Consider the following 21,695-nt stretch of genomic DNA (forward strand, 5'->3'; position numbering starts at 1 on the left):
CTTATCCTATTTTATTCAAATGATGTCGGATTTCCCGTATTTTTGCAAAAATTACAGTCATGAGAAATATCCCCGTTCGCTTGCTGATTTTCCTGCTAAACGGCATATCAAGGCTTTCCTGGAAAAAGATTTACCGAATTTCCGACGGTATGAGATGGATCATTTTTGATCTTTTCAAGTATCGAAAAAAAGTTATTACCGAAAATCTAAAACGCAGTTTCCCTGACAAAACCGACGCTGAACGAGCTCAGATTGAACGCGCATTTCATCAAAATATTACCGATATTATGGTGGAATCTATCAAATTACGGAGCATGAGCCGCGAAGAAGTAGGAGCTCGTTTTGAAATTGATGCTACTTTGCTCAACGAATTTTACGCAAGAAAACAAAATCCCGTTGTCGTGCTGGGTCACCTGGGAAACTGGGAAATGGCCAATCTTTTTGCTTCTTCCCATTTTTTGCATCAGGTGGTTGCGGTCTATCATCCGTTGACAAACCCTGTGTTTGAAAAATACCTCTACGACATCCGTACCCGCTTTGGCTCCGAGATGATTCCGATGAAAGAGGCCTACACGCGCAGTCCGGTGCCGGGTGAAAAACCGTTTTTGTTTTTTTTGGTAAACGATCAATCGCCCAATCCGCAAAAAGCCTACTGGACAACTTTTCTAAATCAGGACACGGGTATGTTCCGGGGAGTGGAGCAAATCGCCCGCACGTTCAACAGCCCCGTGGTGTATGCCTGCATCGAACGTAACGAGCAACGCCGGGGACACTACCGCGTGCAGCTCAAAACTATTACGGAAAACCCGTCCGAAGTGCCGCTCAACGGAATTCTGGAACAACAGGCTCGCCTTCTTGAAGCGGATATTCGTAAACAACCGGCCAATTGGCTGTGGAGTCACAAGCGCTGGAAGCATGCCAAACCCGCCAAACTTGACTCCTTTCAACTCTTAGAAAAAACGCCTCGCCGTGCCCAAACCCACTAAATTTCTAATTCTGCGATTCTCCTCAATTGGCGACATTGTCCTGACCACACCGGTGATCCGGTGTTTGAAAATAAAGTATCCCGATGCGGAGATTCACTACTGTACCAAAATACAATACAAAGGTCTACTGGAAGAAAACCCATACGTGGACAGGGTGTGGATGCTGAACAAAAGCCTGAAACCGCTGATAAAAGACCTACGGAAAGAACAGTTTGACTATGTCATAGATCTTCACCGCAACCTGCGTACGCTGCTGATTAAGGCCGCTTTGGGCACGCGCTCGTATAGTTTCCCAAAACTCAATAGCCAAAAATGGTTGCTAACCCGGTTCAAAATAAACCTTATGCCTATGGTACATATTGTAGACCGCTACATGGCAACGGTAGCTCCTTTGGAGGTTTTGAACGACAATAAAGGTCTGGACTATTTTATTCCTTATCGGGATATAGTCGAGCGGGCGTGGATACCGCTTACACACCGTAACCGCTTTGTGGCCTATGCTATCGGGGGACAGCATACTACCAAAAAACTACCCGTAGATCGCATGATTGAACTTTGTCAGCGGATCAATTTTCCTACCATTTTGTTGGGAGGAAAAGAAGATTTTGACGCCGGTGAGCAGGTCAGGCTGGCACTGGGCGATGCCCTGATTTTTAATGCCTGCGGAAAATGCAACCTCAATCAATCCGCATCGTTGATCAAACAGTCTGAACTGGTATTTTCGCACGATACGGGTCTGATGCACATTGCGGCAGCTTTTCAGAAGAAAATTTATTCAATCTGGGGAAATACGACGCCGCTCTTTGGCATGTATCCGTACAAAACGCCACACGTGGTGCTTGAAAATAACAATCTTTCGTGCCGTCCCTGCTCCAAAATCGGTTACTCAAAGTGCCCCAAAGGTCATTTTAAATGCATGAATGAGCTGAGTTTCCCGCTGGAAATTAAAGAACTAAGAACGCAGAAATGAGGTTTTACTAGTTTGGAGGATCTTGTTTCCATTTTTTTTAAAACTTCTTTTTTTAACCCAAATTCCTGACAAACAGTCATTTGTACTGTACAGAGAATTGACATACATACTATGAACCGAAACGTTTCGATTGGCCTGGTGCAAATGTCCTGCACGTCGGATATAGAAAAAAACCTTGAAAAAGCCATCGCCAACATACGCATAGCTGCCCAACAAGGCGCTCAAATCGTGTGTTTGCAGGAGTTGTTTAAATCGCTCTATTTCTGCGATGTAGAGGATCACGCCAATTTTAGTTTGGCCGAAGCCATTCCCGGACCTACAACCGAAATACTTGGTGCGGTGGCGGCTGAGCTTGGTGTGGTGATTATTGCGTCTCTTTTTGAAAAACGAACCCACGGACTCTACCACAACACCACCGCCGTGCTCGACGCCGACGGCAGCTACCTGGGCAAGTACCGCAAAATGCACATTCCGGACGATCCGGGCTACTACGAAAAATTCTATTTTACGCCCGGCGATGCTTCCAATCCTACGCAGACTGAAACGGCAGACGGAGATGGGTATCGGGTTTTTGAAACCAAATTTGCAAAAATTGGCGTGCTCATCTGCTGGGATCAATGGTATCCCGAGGCTGCTCGCATCACAAGCCTGATGGGTGCCGAAATTCTTTTTTATCCTACCGCAATTGGCTGGGATACCGAAGAAACAAACCCCATCACCAACGATGAACAATATGGCGCCTGGCAAACCATTCAGCGTGGTCATGCTGTGGCCAATGGCGTATTTGTGGTGGCCGTCAACCGCGTAGGCCGCGAAGCCAATCAAGAGTTTTGGGGCGGATCGTTTGTAGCAAATCCCCACGGACGGCTACTCTATCTGGCACCACATCGGGAGGAAGTTGTTCATACACAGGAAATTGATCTGGCACAAATCGACCATTACCGCACGACCTGGCCGTATTTTCGGGACCGCCGTGTAGACTCCTACCACCCCATCACGAAACGATTCATAGACTGATCGGACCTCATCGCCGATGATTCATTTTAACCAAAACGAACTTTTACCTTGGCAATTCCCACGCATTTAGATACGCTTACACCCAAACAACTTGGGTTTAAATTTCCAGCCGAATGGCACCCGCACCGAGCTACCTGGCTTACGTTTCCACATAATGAGGCCTCCTGGCAAGGCGACAAACTGGCCCGCATGCGTCCACAATACCTGGCCTTTATTAAAGAAATCAGTCGGGGAGAAAAAGTGGGGATTGTAGCTCATAACCAGCAACTGAAAGCGCAAATTGAAGAATGGCTGGATGAAACGGGTGTAGATTTAAATCAGATTGAATTTGTCATAAAACCCACGAACGACGCCTGGTGCCGCGACCACGGTCCGGCGTTTTTGATTAATCCCGACACCCGGCAGCGGCTCGTACTCGATTGGGGACATAATGCCTGGGGAGGGAAATATCCGCCTTACGACGACGACAACCGCACGCCGATTGCCATTGCGGAACATCTGCAACTGCTTACGATTCAGCCGGGTATCATCATGGAAGGTGGTTCGGTAGAATTTAACGGACAAGGAACTGTGCTCACAAGCCGCTCCTGCCTGCTGAACCCCAATCGCAATCCGCATCTGAATCAGGCGCAACTGGAAGAATACCTTGCCAATTATTACGGGATTGAGCAGGTGCTGTGGGTGGAAGATGGAATCGTAGGCGACGATACTGACGGGCACATTGACGACACCACCCGTTTTGTCAAGGAAGATACCGTCGTTGCCTGCGTAGAAAGTGACCCGAATGACGCAAATCATGCCGTGTTACAAACCAATCTTGACCTTCTTAAAAAAATGCGGCTGCCGAATCAAAAACAATTAAATGTTATCGAACTACCCATGCCAAAAGCCGTTATGATTGATGATTTTCGGACGCCGGGCTCGTATGCTAACTTCCTGATTTGCAATGCCGGGGTGATTGTTCCTGTGTTTAATAATCCCAATGATCAACTGGCCATTGATATTCTTGAAAATGTATTTGCCGATAAAAAAGTAATCCCGCTGCCGGCAACCGAAATTATCTGGGGACAAGGTAGTTTTCATTGCCTGAGCCAACAGGAACCCTCTGTTTAACCTTTTTTTTGTGAAGAAAATAAATTTTTACCCACTTCTTTGGGTACTGGCGTTTTCGGCTTGTCAACCTGCCCGACAAACCGTGACCAGCATGCAGGTAAAAACGCTGAAAGCAGTTGACCTCGAAGAAACGCTGACCCGGCAGGACGAATTGCTGATGGCTTACACGCTTACTTCCTATGATCAAAAAGGGCAGGCCGTAGCCATGGCACAAGGTAGCTGGGGAATTGTAGAAGCGAAAAAAGGACAGGTTTTCCCGGAAACAGCTTTTCCGAAAATTCAGCTGCAAATGCCGCTGAATGGCAAAATTGTGGCTTCTCTCGTACTTATTGAAGTAGATAATTACGCCAAAGCACAACAAACACTAACCAAACTGCGTACGTATAACGACTACCTGAAATTTCCGGTTGGTTTGGCCGAGCTAGCCGACGTTGCCCTTACACCGTTGAAATATATTTCCATCAGTTTATCCGCGCTTGGAATTGGCTTTCAGCTCGCCGATCGGCTCGACGACGACGATGTTTTGGGCGAACACCAAACCGTGCTAACCTACGTTGATGCGCAACAAACACCGCTTCGCCCGGTACCGGTTGTGTTTGAAAATTCTTCGTTCGCCAGTTCGTACCGGTATGAATTACGGTATGATCTCCAAAGCCAATCAATTCAGGTAAAGGGCAAAAGCAGGCGCTGAGTTTTTAATCTGTGCCGAAAGCCCGTAACTTTGAATGAATGTACACTATTTGAAACGCCGGAATGTTTACTATACACAACAAAATTAGCTATCAGAATATCAACGTACGTCCCCACAAACTTACCTATCGCTGGACAGCCCTTTGTGTGTTGTTAGCCTTTGGATTGGTGTCATGCAAGACAGTCACACCTCCTCAAATAGCCCCTCCCACGGCTCAGGAACCAGTTTTGCTGCAAATTGGCGAGAATACATACAGTCCCGACGATTTCTTTGATGCCTTTACCCGGAATCGCTTTTCGCAGGATTCGGCCAAAGCAGTGAGTGTCGGAGCTTTTTTTGAGGTATATACCACCAACCGCCTGAAATTGGCGGCTGCCCGGCAGGCCGGGCGCGATACCACAAGCGACTTTCTGGAAGAAATTGCTTCCTACCGCGATCAGCTGGCAACTCCTTATTTAACTGATAAAGAGCTGATTGATGAGCTGGCAAATGAAGCCTACAAACGTCTGGAAGTAGAGGTTCATGCCTCGCACATTTTGACGGCTGTACCCGAAGATGCTTCCCCTGACGATACATTGGCGGCCTATCGTGCAGCAGTGGCGATGCGGGGGAGACTTTTGGAAGGAGAGGATTTTGGAGAAATGGCCCGAAAGTTTTCGGCAGATTCCAGTGCCCGAACCAATCGGGGCGATTTGGGCTTTTTTACTGCATTTCAAATGGTTTATCCTTTTGAAACAGCTGCTTACAATACACCCATTGGACAGATTTCGGAGCCGGTTCGTTCGTCTTTTGGCTACCATCTCATCAAGGTACATGCCCGGCGACCCGGCCGTGGCAAACTTCGGGTGCAGCATATTTTGATCCGGGAACAGAAAAATACCTCAGCTACTACTACTAACGCATCAGCGGAGCAACGCATTCAGGATGCCTATTCCAGATTGCTGGCGGGCGAAAGTTGGGACAAAATGGTGCAGATCTATTCCGATGATTTTCAGTCAAGAACCAAAGCCGGTTTACTTCCTCCATTTGGTACCGGCGAGCTCATGCCCTCCCTGGAAGAAGCGGCCTTTGCGCTGACAGAACCGGGCGCTATTTCCAAACCCGTACGTTCAACTTACGGGTGGCATATTCTGCGTTTGGTTGAAAAACGTCCGCTCGAAGCGTACACAATTATGCAGCCGTACCTGCAGCAAAAAGTAACTACGGACACCCGGGGAAAGCGTATTCAGCAGGCATTTATTAATCAGTTAAAGCAGCAATATACGATTCAGGAAAATTCCGATGCGTGGAGCAAAGTGGCTGAATTGGCCGATAGCTCGTTACTTATGGGTACCTGGAAAATCCCGGCGGATAAACCTGCGATTGTTGAAAACCCCGTGTTGTTTACGATCGAAAAAGAAGCCTCTACGAGTGTCGCTTTTCTTGAACATGTTCAAAAATACCAAACACCACTACCGGCAGGTGCCGCTTATCAAACTGTTATGAAGCGGCATTACAACGATTTTCTTGGGAAAAGACTCCTTGCCTATGAAAAAGCCAATCTTGAAAATAAGTATCCTGACTTCAAAAATCTGCTGACCGACATGCGGGAATCGGTCCTGCTTTCCCAACTCATGGAACAGGAGGTGTATCAGCGTTCGCTGAATGATTCGCTGGGACAGCGCCGGATTTATGAGCAAAATTTAGCGCAATATTCGTATCCCGAGCGTGCGCGTGCCCTGGTGCTGGATGCAAAAGATACCACCACTCTGCACGAAGCGTTTCATTTACTGGAAAAAGAACCTTACCCACTGCAACTAAAAGGGGAAGAACTTTTGTACGAAGAATCGCAAACCAAACCCAATGAGCAGCAGGTTAATACGTTATACATTCTGGCGGCAACATTGAAAAAGAATGCAGATTTTGTGGTAGAAATAAACGGCTACCGAACTGCGGGAGAAGCCGATACGGTGTCTGCTGCACGGATTAACCACGTGGTGCGTTACCTCAATCAGCAGGGGATTTCTATTGGCAGAATTATGGAAAAAGACAATGGTTCTTTTAAGCCTGTGGAAGAACCCGCCCGTAACCGCCGGGTGAGTTTTCTGTTTTTTAGTAGAAATAAAAAAGATATTGAAAAATCCTTTAACAGTAAACAGCCCAATACGCTGAAACTAATCGAAGGTTTTTTTGCCAAAGACCATCCGCTGATGAAAGACGCGCTGTGGGAAGAAGGTGTACAGGAAATGGTGCAGGAAAATGGCCGCGCCCTGGGCATTGAAATTTTAAAAATTGCCCCCCCCCGACCCAAAACTTTCAGTGAAGCACGGGGGACAGTTATTAATGCCTACCAGAAAATTTTGGAAAAACAGTGGATCGAATCCCTTAAAAGTCAGTTTCCGGTAAAAGTGAATCAGGAAGAACTAGAAAAACTCATTAGATAACCGTATTTTGCAACGATAGTAACAAACCAATGTATGAAAATTAATCTTTCTTATTTCCGCCTGATGCTTAGCCTTGCTTTGGGTATACTTTCTCTGAGTAGTTTTGGGCAAGGCCAACAGGGAATCAGCGTGGATAAAATCATTGCCCGCGTTGATAATTATTACATTTTACGCTCTGAACTCGAAGAATTGTATCAGAGCTATACTGCCGAAGGCCAACGCGCCCCTGAGCGTGGTCAATTGCTCGAATCGCTGATTATCAATAAAATGCTTTTGGCAAAAGCCGAAATTGACTCCGTCACGGTAGAAGAAAAAGACGTGGACAATCAGCTCGATGGCCGCATGAGCTACATGATTCAACGCTTTGGCTCTGAAAAAAACCTGGTGGAAGCCTACGGAAAAAGCATCGACGCACTAAAAACCGAGCTCCGTCAGCAAGTGAAAGATCAGGCGATTGTAGAAACGATGCAGCAGAAAATTGCGGGTGACGTAAAAATCACACCCAATGAAGTTCGGAAGTTTTTTAACTCAATACCCAAAGACAGCTTGCCGTACATCCCCTCGGAGGTAGAAGTAGGGCACATTGTCCGCATGGCCACCGTAACCAAAGAACAGCGCGACAAACTGCGGGATCAGTTGCTGGACATCAAAAAAAGAGCCGAAGGTGGCGAAGATTTTGCCATGCTGGCACAGATATACTCAGAAGACCTGGGCTCTGCTAAAAATGGAGGAGACCTGGGATTTGCCAAACGTGGCGCTATGGTGCCAGAATTTGAAGGCGCCGCTTTGGCCCTGAAACCCAATGAAATCTCCAACATTGTAGAAAGTCAGTATGGTTTTCACCTGATCCAACTTCTCGAAACGAGAGGTCAGGAGTACCATGCCCGCCACGTATTACTACGGCCTGACTACAACCGGGGAACCGACGTAACCGAGGCTATCCGCCACCTTGATAGCCTGCGTATTTTGATTAAGGTAGACACGCTGACGTTTGCCGAAGCGGCCAAAGCTAACTCCGAAGATAAAATGACATCAGATGCCGGAGGACTTATCAGTGATCCGCAAACCGGCATTTCAAGGCTTTCTTTGGATGCTTCCATGGATCCTGCGTTGTATTTTGCTTTGGATAGTATGAAAGTGGGCGACATCAGTGTGCCAATTTCCTACCGTACCGAAGACGGCCGCAGTGCCATGCGAATTTTGTGGTACAAAAGCCGCTCGGAGCCACATACGGCAAATTTGCAGGACGATTTTGAGAAGCTGGCACAAATTGTGCTTTCCAATAAGAAAAATAGTGCGCTGGAAGAGTGGTTCAAAAAAGCTGCCGGTGATGTTTTCATTAGTGTAGATGATGAATTTAAAAATTACCAAATCTTTGGCTTAACTCCCAATGGGAATCAGTAAATCAGGCCGTAAACCGTATTTTTATTCTAAATCCAACCTTAACAAACTATCGTGAAATACCAATCGGACGTAGAAGCCGCCAAGGCGATGAATGAGGCCTACCAAAAACTCCGCACCGAAATCGGGCAGGTCATTGTGGGACAGGAAGAAGTAGTAAAACTATTGTTAACAGCTATATTTTGTCAGGGGCATTGCCTGTTGGTAGGTGTGCCGGGACTGGCCAAAACTCTTTTGATTCAGACGATTGCCTCGTCGATGGATTTGAGCTTCAACCGTATCCAATTTACCCCTGACCTCATGCCTTCGGATATTGTGGGTTCGGAAACATTGGATCAACAGCGAAATTTTAAATTTATTCGTGGACCCATTTTTGCCAATATTATTCTGGCCGACGAGATTAACCGGACTCCACCCAAAACCCAATCGGCGCTTTTGGAAGCTATGCAGGAGTATTCGGTAACAGTAGCCGGGCAAAAGCACGATCTTTCGCGGCCGTTTTTTGTGTTGGCTACCCAAAACCCCATTGAGCAGGAAGGTACTTATCCCCTGCCCGAAGCGCAGCTCGACCGCTTCATGTTCATGATTTCGCTGGATTATCCATCCTATGCCGAAGAAGTAAATATTGTAAAAAGTACAACGTCCGACATTCGTCACAAGGTAGCCGAAGTCATTAGCGGAGCCGAAATTCAGGAGTTTCAGCATTTGGTTCGCCGCGTGCCCGTAACTGACAATGTGATTGAATATGCCGTAAAGCTGGTTCAGAAAACTCGCCCTAACACGGCACTTGCCGCCAAAGAATCCAACGATTATCTCGAATGGGGCGCAGGACCACGTGCTTCACAGGCGCTGATTTTGGCAGCCAAGTGCAACGCCCTGCTTGCAGGAAAGTATTCGCCTGATATTGAAGATGTTAAAGCCGTTTCTCTGCCCGTATTGCGGCATCGGATCGTCCGAAATTTTAAAGCAGAAGCCGAAGGAATTACCGTCGATGACCTGATTGGACGGTTAGTTTAGGTTTCTTTTTGATATAAAAAATTCTTTAAAAAGATTTGCACCTGCTCATGTTGAGTATCGGTGCAAATCTTTTCTTTTTTGGCCAAGATGTGTTCTAGGCTCAATTGTTTTACCTCTATATTTCCACTAAATCTTAACAATCCATGACAATCACCGGCAAAAACTTCATAGGTTTCAGCCGCTCTGCTGCCACAGAATCGCATACGTTTCAGGCGTACGTTCCGGCACAGGCTACGCATCTACCCGAAAAATTTTATGCAGCTACGCCTCAGGAAGTGGACGCCGCCATGCAAAAAGGGACTCAGGCATTTGATACTTTCGCAACAACTTCTCCTGCGCAGCGGGCTGATTTTCTGATGGCTATTACCAGGGAAATCATGGTATTGGGCGATGAACTTCTGCAACGGGCCCATCTTGAAACTGGCTTACCATTGCCTCGGTTGCAGGGCGAACGCGCGCGGACCATCATGCAATTAACTCAATTTGCGGACCTTTTGCGCGAAGGCTCCTGGGTAGAAGCGTCGATTGATACCGCCGAGCCGAACCGTAGTCCATTGCCTAAACCCGACATTCGTAAAATGCTCGTACCCATTGGTCCGATTGTAGTTTTTGGTTCCAGTAACTTTCCCTTTGCCTATTCGGTTGCTGGCGTAGATACAGCCCCCGCGCTGGCCGCCGGAAATCCTGTGGTGGTAAAGGCCCACCCGGCTCATCCGGGCGTGAGCGACCTGACGGCTCAGGCCATCCAAAAAGCAGCTGAAAAAACCGGGATGCCCGACGGTGTATTCTCGATGCTTTTTGATGACGGCTACATCGTAGGCTCGGCTCTTGTGAAGCATCCTGCAACCAAAGCCGTAGGGTTCACGGGCTCTCAAAAAGGCGGCATGGCCCTATACAAAATGGCAATGGAACGCAGCGAACCCATTCCGGTTTTTGCCGAAATGGGCAGTGTAAACCCAGTAGTGATTTTGCCCGAATCGTTGTCAGCCGATACCAATTCCCTGGCCCAAATGCTGGCGGCTTCGGTTACGCTGGGGGCCGGGCAGTTTTGCACCAACCCCGGTTTGGTATTTGTGGTTGAATCTCCTGAATTAGAGGATTTTATAACTTTGTATAGCAGAGAAATCAGCAACGTAGCCTCAACAACGATGCTTACCGAAGGAATTTGCAATACTTTTTATCAATTAAAAAAAGAAGCACTTGCCCAAAATGCAGTAGAAATCCTGGCTCTTTCTGAAATCAAAAGCGAGGAGCAAAACCAATCGCAGGCCACGGTGGCGCGGGTAAGCGGAAAGGCGTTTATGGCCAATCCGGCCTTGCACGAGGAGGTATTCGGCCCCTATTCGCTATTGGTCGTGTGTGCCTCCATTCACGAGCTGGAAACCGCCCTTTTGCTTCTGAAAGGTCAACTAACAGCTACGCTCATGGCCACCGAAACGGAGGTCGCAAGGTATCCGTCCATTCTCCGGATTCTGGCTCAACGCGCCGGGCGAATAGTAATGAATGGCGTGCCTACCGGGGTAGAAGTGTGCCCATCCATGCATCACGGCGGGCCGTTTCCTGCCACCACTGATTCCCGGTTTACGTCTGTTGGGAGGCATTCGATTCTGCGTTTTGTACGGCCTCAGTCTTTTCAGGGCTGGCCCAATGCTTTGCTTCCTGACGTTCTGAAAAATGAAAACCCGCTGGGCATTCGGCGTTTGGTAAACGGTCAGGAGAGTTTGGAGGCAATTGATGGGTAAATGGGAGGAACTATATTGCTGAATTTTGCGCTTTTGAGCCAGGAAAACCTATTTTATTTCCTTACTCACTATCAGGCGTTCCGCTTCTTGCCTGCGAAGCGTTTGTTCCGTATGTTTACAGTATCAAAATCTCTTTATAAAATATTGACCTTCATCAGCACAAAAGTCATTTGGCTTTTGTCAGCTCAGGCTGCCTTTTTAAGGCAGATTCTGAACGTACGTTTATTTTCAAATTTTATAAAGAACAAAATGAAGCAAACTATCAAAATAGCTGTCATTGGCGGCACCGGCAAATCAGGTAAATACCTTGTCAACCAACTACTTACGCAAGGTTTCGAGCTCAAACTTCTCCTTAGAAATCCTGATACTTTTCAAAACCACAGTCCTCAGATTCAAGTTGTCTATGGAAGCGTAGCGAATTATGAAGCTGTTTACGAATTATTGGAAGACTGTCAGGCGGTGATCAGTGCCTTAGGACTTGGCGTTCCGGCAAGTGAGCCAACGATTTTTAGTCTGTCCACAACTCACGTCCTTCGGGCAATGAAGGAGCATGCGATCAATCGGTACCTTGTGATAACAGGTTTAAATGTAGACGCACCACAAGACAATAAAAGTTCAAAAACGCAGTTCGCCACCGAGTGGATGAAGCAGCATTACCCGATTTCGACCACTAACAAGCAGCATGAATTTGAGATTTTGACTAAGAGTACTGTCGATTGGACGTTGGTCAGGCTTCCGTTAATTGAGCAAACGGATGTTAGCGGCCCTGTACAAGTTAGCTTAGAGGATTGTCCGGGCGACACGATAAGCGCCACTTCCTTGTCAAATTTCCTGATAGAGCAACTTTTCAGTGATACATATTTTGAGAAATCACCTTTTATTGCAAACGTTTAAAGACTGTCAACCGTGAGTCTGCTTTGGGCTCACGGTTTTTATGAGGCAGTTTTGCTAAGATAGTGGTATCTGCAATGTATAAACAAAAACGATAATCTCTTCCCCTATTCCTCCACCTTCCCCTGATACGTTTGGTATTCTTCCGGCGTATCGAGATCGATAATTCCTTCGTCAAAGTTTACGAACGCAACATCGTCCAGGTATTTTTTGAGGACAGGCTTTGCTCCCTGATCGCCGCTGAGGGCGAGGAGTTCGGGCAGCAGCTCGCGGCCAACGAGGACGGGCACTCCCCACTGTTCTTTGTAGCGGCAGGCCACGGCCTTTTTGCCCGTTTCTTCCCATACCGCCACCATTTGTGTCAACAATCCAGCCGTTATATAGGGTTGGTCGCACACCAAAATCAGCGCGCCACTCAGGTTGGATTCCGTCATGTAGAGCCCTGCCAAACCGATTCTGACAGAAGTAGACATGCCCTCTTTCCAAAAAGCATTATCCACAATCGTAATTGGTAAGTTTTTCAGCTCGGGTACCACCTCTGCCTTATTGGCTCCTACCACCACAACCACCGGCCGAAGTGAGGTGGCAAGGGCCGTTTCGACCGTATGTTGCAGCAGACTTTTCCCCGATTCGAGAGGCAAAATTTGCTTGGGCTTTCCCATGCGGCTTGATTCTCCCGCCGCCAAAATCACAATTCCTAAGGCCATTTTTTATAAAGTAAATTTTTATAAATTACTTATTTTCAATAACTTAAATCCATTATTCCAACTACTCCACAGGCCAAAGCGCCTCAGGATAGCCGACCTCTACCAAAAAAAGTCCGTGGGCAGGTGCCTGTCTGCCGGCCTTTTTCCGATCTTTTGCCAAAATTATTTGTTCAAAATCAGCTACCGAAATTTTCCCGGTTCCCACATCAAGGAGCGTGCCTACGAGCGCACGTACCATACCGCGCAAAAATCGGTTGGCCTGAACAGTAAATATCAGCGTCGGTCCATTCCAGTGCCAATCGGCACGTTCAATGGTACAGAGAAACGTTTTGACGTCGGTATGAACCTTGGAAAAACTTTCAAAATCGTTGTATTGCCGCAGCAAATCGGCTGCCCGATTCATTTCTTCCAGATTCAATTCCGGTCGAAAAACATAGGCTAAATTAGATAGAAAAGGGCTCTTTCGACGAATGATCCGGTACTCGTACCGCCGATGCGTAGCTTCAAAACGTGCGTGGATTTGCTCCGAAACAGGAAATATGGCCTGCACTGCCAGGTCGACAGGCAGCAGGCTGTTGAGCCGATGAACCATTTTTTCAGGGTCTGAAAGTTCCATATCCGCATCAAAATGAGCAACCTGATGTTCGGCATGTACACCGGTATCCGTTCGACTACTTCCCACAATATCAATGGGTTGCCGCCATACGGTAGTCATTGCTTCTTCCAGAGTTTGCTGTACGGACCTTCCCGATACTTGTTTTTGCCAGCCAACAAAGTGAGTTCCTTTATAACTTAACTGAATAAAATAACGCATGATGCAAAGATAAGGCCTGATGAATAATCCTCAGCAGCAAATCAGGAATTACAAAATTTATCATTTTACCAGTACTTTTTTGTAACAATTTCACACATTTCAAGGCTATGTTATTTTCTTTTTATCGTTGCCGGAAGAACCTTAACTTTGAACTCTTGTTGTAAAAACACAACCGTACATTTTGCTCAGACTTTCGGTTCATTATGCTGAGGAAAGCCTGGTAAAATGAATAAAATTTGAGACCGCAAAGTATGAATACCGACGAAAAAAAAGACGAAAAGTCCCTCCATTTCATCGAAGAAATTGTTGAGGAAGACCTAAAAACCGGGAAAAACGACGGTCGTGTGCTGACGCGTTTTCCGCCCGAGCCCAACGGGTATCTGCATATTGGGCACGCCAAATCTATTTGCCTGAATTTTGGCATGGCCCAAAAATACGGCGGCGCCACCAACCTGCGCTTTGACGACACCAACCCTGCGACCGAAGATGTAGAATATGTAGACTCCATCAAGTACGATGTGCAGTGGCTCGGTTTCAATTGGGTGCAGGAACTGTATGCCTCCGATTACTTTGGTCAACTCTATCAGTTTGCCGTTGAACTCATTAAAAAGGGTTTGGCTTATGTAGACGACTCTTCGGCGGAGGAAATTGCGGCAATGAAGGGCACGCCTACCGAGCCCGGTACGGATAGCCCATATCGCTCGCGGTCGGTGGAGGAGAACCTGGCACTTTTTGAAGAAATGCGGCAGGGAAAATGTGCCGAAGGTAGCCGGGTGCTGCGTGCCAAAATTGACATGGCCGCCCCCAACATGCACCTGCGCGACCCTCTGATGTACCGCATCAAATATGCCCGTCATCACCGCACGGGCGATACGTGGTGCATTTATCCGATGTACGACTTCGCGCACGGACAATCGGACGCAATTGAGAAAATAACGCACTCGATTTGTACGCTCGAATTTATCCCGCACCGTCCGCTGTACGAATGGTTTATTGAAAACCTCAGCATTTTTCCTTCCAAACAGTACGAATTTGCCCGGCTGAATCTGACGTATACCGTCATGAGCAAGCGCAAATTGCTGCAATTGGTCAACGAAAAACACGTCAGCGGCTGGAACGACCCCCGCATGCCTACGATTTCGGGGCTGCGCCGGCGGGGCTATACGCCCGAATCCATCCGCAATTTTTGCGACCGCATCGGCATCGCCAAACGCGACAATCTCATTGACATGAGTTTGCTGGAATTCTGTATTCGGGAAGATCTCAACAAAAAAGCCCTCCGCCGCATGGTGGTGCTTGACCCCATAAAAGTCGTAATTACCAATTTTCCGGAAGGAAAAGTAGAGCCTTGCCCCAGCGAAAACAACCCCGAAGCACCTGAAACCGGGAATCGGGAAATGCCGTTTACGAGAGAATTATACATTGAACAGGAAGATTTTATGGAAAATCCTCCTAAAAAATATTTCCGTTTGGCGCCCGGTCAGATGGTGCGCCTGAAAAGTGCGTACATCATTAAGTGTGAAGAGGTTATCAAAAACAGCGACGATACCATTCAGGAAATTCGCTGTACGTACATTGAGAACAGCAAAAGCGGTCAGGATGAATCGGGAATAAACGTAAAAGGCACCCTGCATTGGGTATCGGCGGCGGAAGCTGTTCCGGTAGAAATCCGTTTGTATGATCGTTTGTTTAAGGTCGAAGATCCTTCGTCCGAATCGGGCGATTTTAAGGAATATCTAAATCCCGAATCGCTCACGGTCATTACAGGCTACGCTGAACCTGCCCTGCGGGAAGCGCAACCGGGCGAGTCGTTTCAGTTTTTGAGAAAAGGCTACTTCTGCACGGATGAAGAAAGTACCACAGAAAAGCTGATTTTTAACCGCACCGTTACGCTGCGTGACAATTGGGCGAAATCTGGAAAATAGATTTTTGTATTTTCTAAAAATCCCTGCTTTAACGCTCACGAATGAGTTTTGAAGCAGGGATTTTTCTTGGGAAAGATGTTAGCTTTGGCTTTCTGAATTAGGCCAAACGGTCCATGATGGCGAGAGAACTAATACAGTAAAAAGGTTTACGATTAGTACTTATGATAATAAAACAAGCATTTTTAGAAGTACAAGTTTTGGAATGGCTGACATTCTTTGGGACAAAGTAGAAAATTACAAAGCCTACATACTTTCGCTACTCTTTTTCAAACGACTTTCCGATAATTACGAATGGGAAACAGAAAACGAAATAATTGGTCACCTATAAACGCACTAGCTAATGCAGACAGATAACAATCACCCCTACATAGCCGACATTAAAGCCATACTCACAGCCGCCAAACAGCAGGTTTATTCTGCCGTAAATACTGCAATGGTGCAGGCTTATTGGCTCATTGGTAAGCGCATTGTGGAGGAAGAACAAAACGGCAACGAAAGGGCTGAATATGGCAGTTTTTTGATTAAAAATCTTTCAACAGAACTGACCCAAACGTTTGGCAAAGGTTTTTCGGAAAGAGCCCTCAGAGAAATCAGGCAATTTTACCTCACTTTTCCACACGCTAACATTCGGCACTCACCGAGTGCCGAATCTGAAAACCCAACGGAAAAATACTTGTTTACAAAATTGAGCTGGACGCACATTAGGCAACTATTGAGAGTAGGCAACTCCGAAGCAAGAGCATATTACCTCAAAGAGACCGCCGAAAACAATTGGTCGGTACGTACCCTGGACCGAAACATTGCCACTCAGTACTACGAACGATTGTTCCTGTCGCACGCCAAACAGCCTGTGATAGACGAAATGCAGGAAAAAACCAACGAGTTTACGCTGGATAAAAATGAATTTCTGAAAAGCCCTGCCGTGTTGGAGTTTTTAAATATCTCGCCCAATAAAGGCTATACCGAAGCCGAACTCGAAAAAGCAATTATTGATAACATACAGGATTTTTTGCTGGAATTGGGCAAGGGCTACGCCTTTGTAGCGCGGCAGCAAATCATCAAAACTACCACCCGAGACTATTTTATTGACCTCGTTTTTTACAATTTTATCCTTAAATGTTTTGTGTTACTAGACCTTAAAACCGAGCGAATAAGCCATCAGGATGTAGGACAAATGGACATGTACGTGCGGATGTACGACGAAGAAATAAAAGCCGATAACGACAACCCCACCCTCGGCATTATCCTGTGCTCAGAAACCGATCAGGACATAGCCCGGTACTCTATTCTCAAAGGCAACGAGCAACTTTTTGCATCCAAATACAAACTCTATCTCCCTTCTCCCGAAGAACTAAAAGCCGAAATAGAGAAAGAAAAACTTAATTTTAAATTGCAACATGCCATTGGTTAGCCACTTACCCTCACTACATCTCAGGCAAAACCTGCCCTGCGGAAAGCGCAACCGGGCGAGTCGTTTCAGATTTTGAGAAAAGGTTATTTTTGCACGGATGATGAAAATCTTAGATTCACATTTGAAGTGCAACTTTTTATTTAACTCATTGATTGCCAATTAATATTTGTATGAAGATAACAAGTCACATCGATAAACTTTTCACTATTGCGGGCGTTGTAATTTTAATATATCTACTTTCAAAGTTGCTTATTTTCAATTTAGATTTTAGATCATTTGATTATTTATTATTGGCTACATTGTCTTCAATACCAATAGCCAAAGACTATTTTATTAAAAAAGGTAGTGAAAGTTAATCTTATTCTTGTGAATAGAAATACAACTAAATTTATTGTTTTGTACAGAGAAATACGAAATACCTGAGTAGATATTTCAACTATACCTACACAACTCTGACTAACTACAAATTCAATTCGATTGTATTTCTAATATGCACAATCCTTGGTCAAAGAAGCCTATCCTTATTGAATAGTCAAAATGGAAAGAAGAATAGTTAAGTATTTAGATATATTTTTTGGTATCGTCCTTGTAGCGAAACTTCTTATAGAAAGTGGATCTAATGAAAAGTTCCCTTCAATTATAGCGAGCTGTATTTATCTATATGCTGCTTTAAGAATGGCTTTTTTTATTTTCAAGTATAATTACAAATCAAAAACTTAAATATTGGCTTACCTTACAATTTGATCGTCCAAAGGCTCGTCAAAATCATCACTTAATGATGAGTGAATTGAAATGTAAATAATTTTGAATGTCAGGCTGAGCGAACAGGGCCGCCTGGCGGTCGAAGCCCGCCGGCAGACTGGCTTCGACCGCAGCGGCGGCCGCTTCGCTCAGCCTGACAAATTCCTAAACTTTATACTTTCTTTACAAATCTACTCACCTATCAATAATGTGAAAGCCCCTTTGGAAATTCCAAATGGTCGCTTAGTTAGCTTTGATTTTCAGAATGTGAATCACAAGGACAAAAAGTGTCAATATTTTTGTTGTAAAGCCAGAATCACTACTCCCCTTCGAGCGGCAGCACATCAACCGCTACTTTTAACTTCTGCTTTCCCGAACTAAATAAAATTCCTTTGAGCGGCGGAACGTCGCTGTAATCGCGACCCCAGGCCGTGGTAATGTGCCGCAGGCCAGGAATGACGTTGTTTGTCGGGTCAAAATCGCACCAACCCAAGCCGGGCACATAGGCCGAAATCCAGGCATGCGACGCGTCAGAACCCTGTAACTTTTTGGCGCCGGGCGGTGGCTTGGTTTCCAGGTACCCGCTTACATAGCGGGCCGCAAAACCCATGCTGCGAATTGCTGCCAACGCTACGTGCGAAAAATCCTGACAAACCCCTTTGCGGTCTTTTAGTACCGATAAAATAGGCGTATGAATCGTGGTTGCGTCGGGCATAAATTCAAATTCCCGGAAAATCCTGGCACACAAATGCTGAACAGCCTCAAACAGTGGTCTGTTTTCTGGAAAAGAATCTTTTGCAAAAGCTTGAATTTCTTTTTCCCAATGAATAAACGGACTCGGAAGCATGAATTGTAACAACTCGTTGCGCAGATTTTGATCCACCTCTAACAGTCTTCGCGCCTCAGCGCAACTCACCGACGGTTTTCCTTGAAGAGGCGGAGGGGCCGGCAAATTTTCCACGATACTCTCAGCCACCACGTGCAGTTCTTTGTGCGGCTGCTGAATGGAGAAATAGTGAATGGTATTTCCAAAAAAATCTGTACGCTGCACGAGCTCGGCAGGCGTGGGCGTGATAGTTAGCGTAAAAGCGCTGCATAGCTGCGTGGGGGTCGTTTTAGGACACAAACACGCAAGGCTGTGGTAGCCGTTCACAAAAACCTGGTACTCGTAGGTCGTCCGGTGTATTAATTTATATTTCATCCTTCCCGGTCAGATTAGCCTCAACAAAAAGCGAATGCTGAATCGCCACGTGGTTAAAGTAAAGATTGGTAATATTTTCGGAAGCCGAAAGTACCAGCGTGGTAATATCGGCCATGAGCGTATCCAATTCGGCCCGGTAGAGCGTTTCTGCGTCATACTGACAAAGTTGCGTGACATCAACCAGCTGAATTTTAGTAGCAGCTTCCAGAATCGTCTTTTGGGCCGGATTGAGGCGTTCCCCCGAAATCAGTGAGGGTAATTTATGCAGGTATTCAATCAGTAAATCAAACTGATACGTCAACGAATAAGGCGAATGTTTATCCAACAAAACCATATCAAGTACGGCCACCAAACTCAGCTGCGAGCGGTAACTTGTCCGAAATCTCCCGAGCAAATGATGGTAATTCAAAAGAGCTTCCAGCAGTTCATTTTCGACAAAATCAGAATTTCTAAACACAAATCCTGACCGAATCACACTAACCCGCGAAAGAATACGCTCCATGAGTTTCCCACATTCGAGCAGGTAAAAGGCATTGTCGCGCGCCATCGTTTCGGAAACCGCGCCGTAGAAAGTGAACATGCGGGTATAGAGCTTGTCCAGATTTTTTTGAACAATGCGCTGTTCCGCTACGTGTTGATCCATGCTGCGAAACTTGGCAAGGCTCCCTTCAATGAGGTCAATTGCCCGCCCAACTTCGGGAGTCCACTGATCGCGGACGGATTTGATGGCGCGCAAAAAAGAATCAACCGAAGAGCCAATAGAGCCCATTCGATTGACATTAAATACCAGATCACTGATTTCCAGCAACGGATGCTGCAACCGCTCTTCTTCACCTTCGTCTACAAAACCCGGATACGTAAGGGTCAGGTGAGTAAGCGAGCGTAGCATGAGCGTCAGGTGTTCGGCTTGTTCAGGACCCCCATAATTTTGATTGACACTCAGGCTATTAAGCAAAACCTGAATATATGTAATCGTTGATAAAACGCGTTCGCCGTAGCGGCCCACCCAAAATAAATTGTCGGCACTGCGACTAGGCAATGAACTTTGCTTGCGGCCCTGCGAAGTAGAAAGCGTGACCGAAAGTGTTTCCTGCGCCGGCTCCACCTCGTCACCTACAATCCAGGTATCTTTTGAAATACCGCCATATTGATTGGAAAAAGTAAAACGGTCGCGTTCCGGCGAACTCCTCGTGAGGCCACCGGAAAGTACCTGATAGCCATTTTCGGTGCCAATCACGAAGGCCCGCAAGGCGGCAAAACGAGGTTCGATGCGGGAATTGACATAGGAAGGTGTCGTTGAAAAACTTACTTCTTCCTGCGCCACAAAATCTGCCGGATTGGCCTGAATTTCTCGTTTTAGCTGCTCCAATTGATCTTTGGAAAGCGACTTGCCATAGATAGATCGGCTTGCTCGATTCGCTTTTTTGATGATCAGTTTATGCAGATTCTGCAATACATAATTTTGCTCGCGCTCCTGCCCGCACCACCAGGTAGCTACGGAAGGCAGCAGCAGATCCTGCCGCAGTAAATGCCGACAGGCTGCGTGCATGAAGGCCATGAGCGCGTTGTTTTCGAGTATTCCTGAGCCGGGCGGATTAATCACCGCTACTTTACCACTCCGCATTGCCTGCAACAATCCCGGCACGCCAAGTTTTGATTCAACCCGAAGTTCGAGCGGGTCGCACCAGTCGTCATCTACCCTTCTGATTATGACATCTACTTTTCGAAGTCCTTCAATGGATTTCAGCCAAACATAGCCATCACGCACGAGCAGGTCGTCGCCCTGCGCCAGAATATAGCCGAGGTAGGAAGCCAGATACGCATGTTCAAAATACGTTTCATTGTTGGGGCCGGGAGTTAAATACACGATTGTTAAATCGTCTTTTCCTTTCCCAAAAACCTTTGCAATTGTACTTTGGGTAGTGTTAAAAAAAGGCGATAGTCGTCTGACAAACAGACTTTCGGCCAAATCGGGCAGAATTTTGCTCATGACCGTCCGGTTTTCGAGCGCATAGCCCGAGCCCGACGGCACCTGCGTACGATTGTCGAGCACCCACATGCGTCCATCCGGGCCCCGCGCCATATCCACGGCATATTTGATAAGCTGATGCTGACCCGAAAGTTTTACATCATGACAGGCGCGTAAAAATCCGGTATTGCGATAGACCAGATCCGGCGGCAGCACTTTGTCCCGAATCAGAGTTTGCGGTCCGTACAAATCTTTCAGAATCAAATCCATCAGTTCGGCACGCTGTTGCAGCCCACGGCTGATTTCTTTCCATTCGGTTTGATGAATCAAAAACGGAATCGGGTCCAGCTGCCAGGGGCGGTTCAGGCCGTCAGAACCTTCATAGACGCTGTAGGTCACGCCATTTTCCTGAAGCCGACCCACAATTTCCTGATTTCGTACACCCAGTTCGCGCAAACCCAACTTTTCGAGCGCAGAAAAAAGTACATTCCAATGCGGTTTGAGTTCTCCCTTTCGATCCACAACTTCATCATACGAATAAAGCTCGCGGCGATAAGCCTGTAACAATCCGACGGAATTTTTCTGAATCATAGTGAGGTTGCTTATGTAGGGTTTAGGTCTTTCCAGTACTGTCTTACTTTCTCTCAAAGGTAGGAAAAACCATTTCTTCCTTACG

Annotated in this window: 17 protein-coding genes; 13 read left to right on the forward strand and 4 right to left on the reverse strand. The window is 46.5% G+C overall.

The genetic code is table 11. The features are described from left to right. Positions 1 to 59 precede the first annotated feature (59 nt). The 10 genes from EZE20_RS19025 to EZE20_RS19070 all read left to right on the forward strand — a co-directional run bounded on the left by EZE20_RS19025 (position 60) and on the right by EZE20_RS19070 (position 12,254). On the forward strand, positions 60 to 986 hold the full coding sequence (locus EZE20_RS19025) for a lysophospholipid acyltransferase family protein (protein WP_132120651.1): 927 nt from the start codon (positions 60 to 62) through the stop codon (positions 984 to 986). Further along, on the forward strand, positions 970 to 1,956 hold the full coding sequence (locus EZE20_RS19030) for a glycosyltransferase family 9 protein (RefSeq protein WP_132120653.1): 987 nt from the start codon (positions 970 to 972) through the stop codon (positions 1,954 to 1,956). The genes EZE20_RS19025 and EZE20_RS19030 overlap by 17 nt, the downstream gene beginning before the upstream one ends. A gap of 111 nt (positions 1,957 to 2,067) precedes the next feature. Beyond that, on the forward strand, positions 2,068 to 2,973 hold the full coding sequence (locus EZE20_RS19035) for a carbon-nitrogen hydrolase (protein WP_132120655.1): 906 nt from the start codon (positions 2,068 to 2,070) through the stop codon (positions 2,971 to 2,973). Positions 2,974 to 3,027: 54 nt separating this feature from the next. Continuing rightward, the gene (locus EZE20_RS19040) at positions 3,028 to 4,086 is read left to right on the forward strand and encodes an agmatine deiminase family protein (RefSeq protein WP_132120747.1); all 1,059 of its coding nucleotides are present in this window, start codon (positions 3,028 to 3,030) and stop codon (positions 4,084 to 4,086) included. A gap of 10 nt (positions 4,087 to 4,096) precedes the next feature. Continuing rightward, entirely contained in the window at positions 4,097 to 4,777 is a 681-nt protein-coding gene (locus EZE20_RS19045; protein ID WP_132120657.1) for a hypothetical protein, read from the forward strand. Positions 4,778 to 4,839: 62 nt separating this feature from the next. After that, positions 4,840 to 7,200: a peptidylprolyl isomerase gene (locus EZE20_RS19050; protein ID WP_132120659.1), complete on the forward strand. Its 2,361-nt coding sequence runs from the start codon at positions 4,840 to 4,842 to the stop codon at positions 7,198 to 7,200. A 33-nt stretch (positions 7,201 to 7,233) separates the two neighbouring features. Continuing rightward, positions 7,234 to 8,604, forward strand: a complete 1,371-nt coding sequence (locus tag EZE20_RS19055) for a peptidylprolyl isomerase (RefSeq protein ID WP_132120661.1) — start codon at positions 7,234 to 7,236, stop codon at positions 8,602 to 8,604. Positions 8,605 to 8,655: 51 nt separating this feature from the next. Then, on the forward strand, positions 8,656 to 9,618 hold the full coding sequence (locus EZE20_RS19060; protein ID WP_132120663.1) for an AAA family ATPase: 963 nt from the start codon (positions 8,656 to 8,658) through the stop codon (positions 9,616 to 9,618). 143 nt (positions 9,619 to 9,761) lie between these two features. After that, positions 9,762 to 11,360 carry an aldehyde dehydrogenase (NADP(+)) gene (locus EZE20_RS19065; RefSeq protein ID WP_132120665.1) on the forward strand — a complete coding sequence of 533 codons (1,599 nt, stop codon included), beginning with the start codon at positions 9,762 to 9,764 and terminating at the stop codon, positions 11,358 to 11,360. 249 nt (positions 11,361 to 11,609) lie between these two features. Continuing rightward, positions 11,610 to 12,254 (forward strand): NAD(P)-dependent oxidoreductase, encoded by a 645-nt coding sequence (locus tag EZE20_RS19070; protein WP_132120667.1) that lies wholly within the window; start codon positions 11,610 to 11,612, stop codon positions 12,252 to 12,254. A 104-nt stretch (positions 12,255 to 12,358) separates the two neighbouring features. Here EZE20_RS19070 and EZE20_RS19075 read toward each other — a convergent pair whose 3' ends face one another. Beyond that, positions 12,359 to 12,958 carry a nucleotidyltransferase family protein gene (locus EZE20_RS19075; RefSeq protein ID WP_132120669.1) on the reverse strand — a complete coding sequence of 200 codons (600 nt, stop codon included), beginning with the start codon at positions 12,956 to 12,958 and terminating at the stop codon, positions 12,359 to 12,361. A gap of 61 nt (positions 12,959 to 13,019) precedes the next feature. Further along, positions 13,020 to 13,772 carry a tRNA pseudouridine(38-40) synthase TruA gene (gene truA / locus EZE20_RS19080; RefSeq protein ID WP_132120671.1) on the reverse strand — a complete coding sequence of 251 codons (753 nt, stop codon included), beginning with the start codon at positions 13,770 to 13,772 and terminating at the stop codon, positions 13,020 to 13,022. Positions 13,773 to 14,023: 251 nt separating this feature from the next. Between truA and EZE20_RS19085 the strand changes: the two genes are divergently transcribed. The 3 genes from EZE20_RS19085 to EZE20_RS19095 all read left to right on the forward strand — a co-directional run bounded on the left by EZE20_RS19085 (position 14,024) and on the right by EZE20_RS19095 (position 17,108). Beyond that, positions 14,024 to 15,697, forward strand: a complete 1,674-nt coding sequence (locus EZE20_RS19085) for a glutamine--tRNA ligase/YqeY domain fusion protein (protein WP_132120673.1) — start codon at positions 14,024 to 14,026, stop codon at positions 15,695 to 15,697. A 202-nt stretch (positions 15,698 to 15,899) separates the two neighbouring features. Further along, positions 15,900 to 16,025 (forward strand): type I restriction-modification system subunit M N-terminal domain-containing protein, encoded by a 126-nt coding sequence (locus EZE20_RS24440; RefSeq protein WP_228713889.1) that lies wholly within the window; start codon positions 15,900 to 15,902, stop codon positions 16,023 to 16,025. Positions 16,026 to 16,037: 12 nt separating this feature from the next. Continuing rightward, positions 16,038 to 17,108 (forward strand): PDDEXK nuclease domain-containing protein, encoded by a 1,071-nt coding sequence (locus tag EZE20_RS19095; protein ID WP_132120675.1) that lies wholly within the window; start codon positions 16,038 to 16,040, stop codon positions 17,106 to 17,108. Between the two features lie 1,060 nt (positions 17,109 to 18,168). Here EZE20_RS19095 and EZE20_RS19100 read toward each other — a convergent pair. Together EZE20_RS19100 and EZE20_RS19105 are read right to left on the reverse strand one after the other, a co-directional pair. Beyond that, entirely contained in the window at positions 18,169 to 19,050 is an 882-nt protein-coding gene (locus EZE20_RS19100) for a transglutaminase family protein (RefSeq protein WP_132120677.1), read from the reverse strand. After that, positions 19,040 to 21,610, reverse strand: coding sequence for a circularly permuted type 2 ATP-grasp protein (locus tag EZE20_RS19105; RefSeq protein WP_132120678.1), 2,571 nt, complete (start codon positions 21,608 to 21,610; stop codon positions 19,040 to 19,042). The genes EZE20_RS19100 and EZE20_RS19105 overlap by 11 nt, the downstream gene beginning before the upstream one ends. Between the last annotated feature and the right edge of the window lie 85 nt (positions 21,611 to 21,695).

It is taken from the genome of Arundinibacter roseus, from assembly GCF_004348825.1.
In the GTDB taxonomy this organism is placed as follows: Bacteria; Bacteroidota; Bacteroidia; order Cytophagales; family Spirosomataceae; genus Arundinibacter; species Arundinibacter roseus.

Coding starts and splice junctions, on each gene's coding strand:
- EZE20_RS19085 (WP_132120673.1), top strand. CDS start 14,024: ATGAATACCGACGAAAAAAAAGACGAAAAGTCCCTCCATTTCATCGAA.
- EZE20_RS19025 (WP_132120651.1), top strand. CDS start 60: ATGAGAAATATCCCCGTTCGCTTGCTGATTTTCCTGCTAAACGGCATA.
- truA (WP_132120671.1), bottom strand. CDS start 13,772: ATGCGTTATTTTATTCAGTTAAGTTATAAAGGAACTCACTTTGTTGGC.
- EZE20_RS19100 (WP_132120677.1), bottom strand. CDS start 19,050: ATGAAATATAAATTAATACACCGGACGACCTACGAGTACCAGGTTTTT.
- EZE20_RS19070 (WP_132120667.1), top strand. CDS start 11,610: ATGAAGCAAACTATCAAAATAGCTGTCATTGGCGGCACCGGCAAATCA.
- EZE20_RS24440 (WP_228713889.1), top strand. CDS start 15,900: ATGGCTGACATTCTTTGGGACAAAGTAGAAAATTACAAAGCCTACATA.
- EZE20_RS19035 (WP_132120655.1), top strand. CDS start 2,068: ATGAACCGAAACGTTTCGATTGGCCTGGTGCAAATGTCCTGCACGTCG.
- EZE20_RS19050 (WP_132120659.1), top strand. CDS start 4,840: ATGTTTACTATACACAACAAAATTAGCTATCAGAATATCAACGTACGT.
- EZE20_RS19065 (WP_132120665.1), top strand. CDS start 9,762: ATGACAATCACCGGCAAAAACTTCATAGGTTTCAGCCGCTCTGCTGCC.
- EZE20_RS19095 (WP_132120675.1), top strand. CDS start 16,038: ATGCAGACAGATAACAATCACCCCTACATAGCCGACATTAAAGCCATA.
- EZE20_RS19105 (WP_132120678.1), bottom strand. CDS start 21,610: ATGATTCAGAAAAATTCCGTCGGATTGTTACAGGCTTATCGCCGCGAG.
- EZE20_RS19075 (WP_132120669.1), bottom strand. CDS start 12,958: ATGGCCTTAGGAATTGTGATTTTGGCGGCGGGAGAATCAAGCCGCATG.
- EZE20_RS19055 (WP_132120661.1), top strand. CDS start 7,234: ATGAAAATTAATCTTTCTTATTTCCGCCTGATGCTTAGCCTTGCTTTG.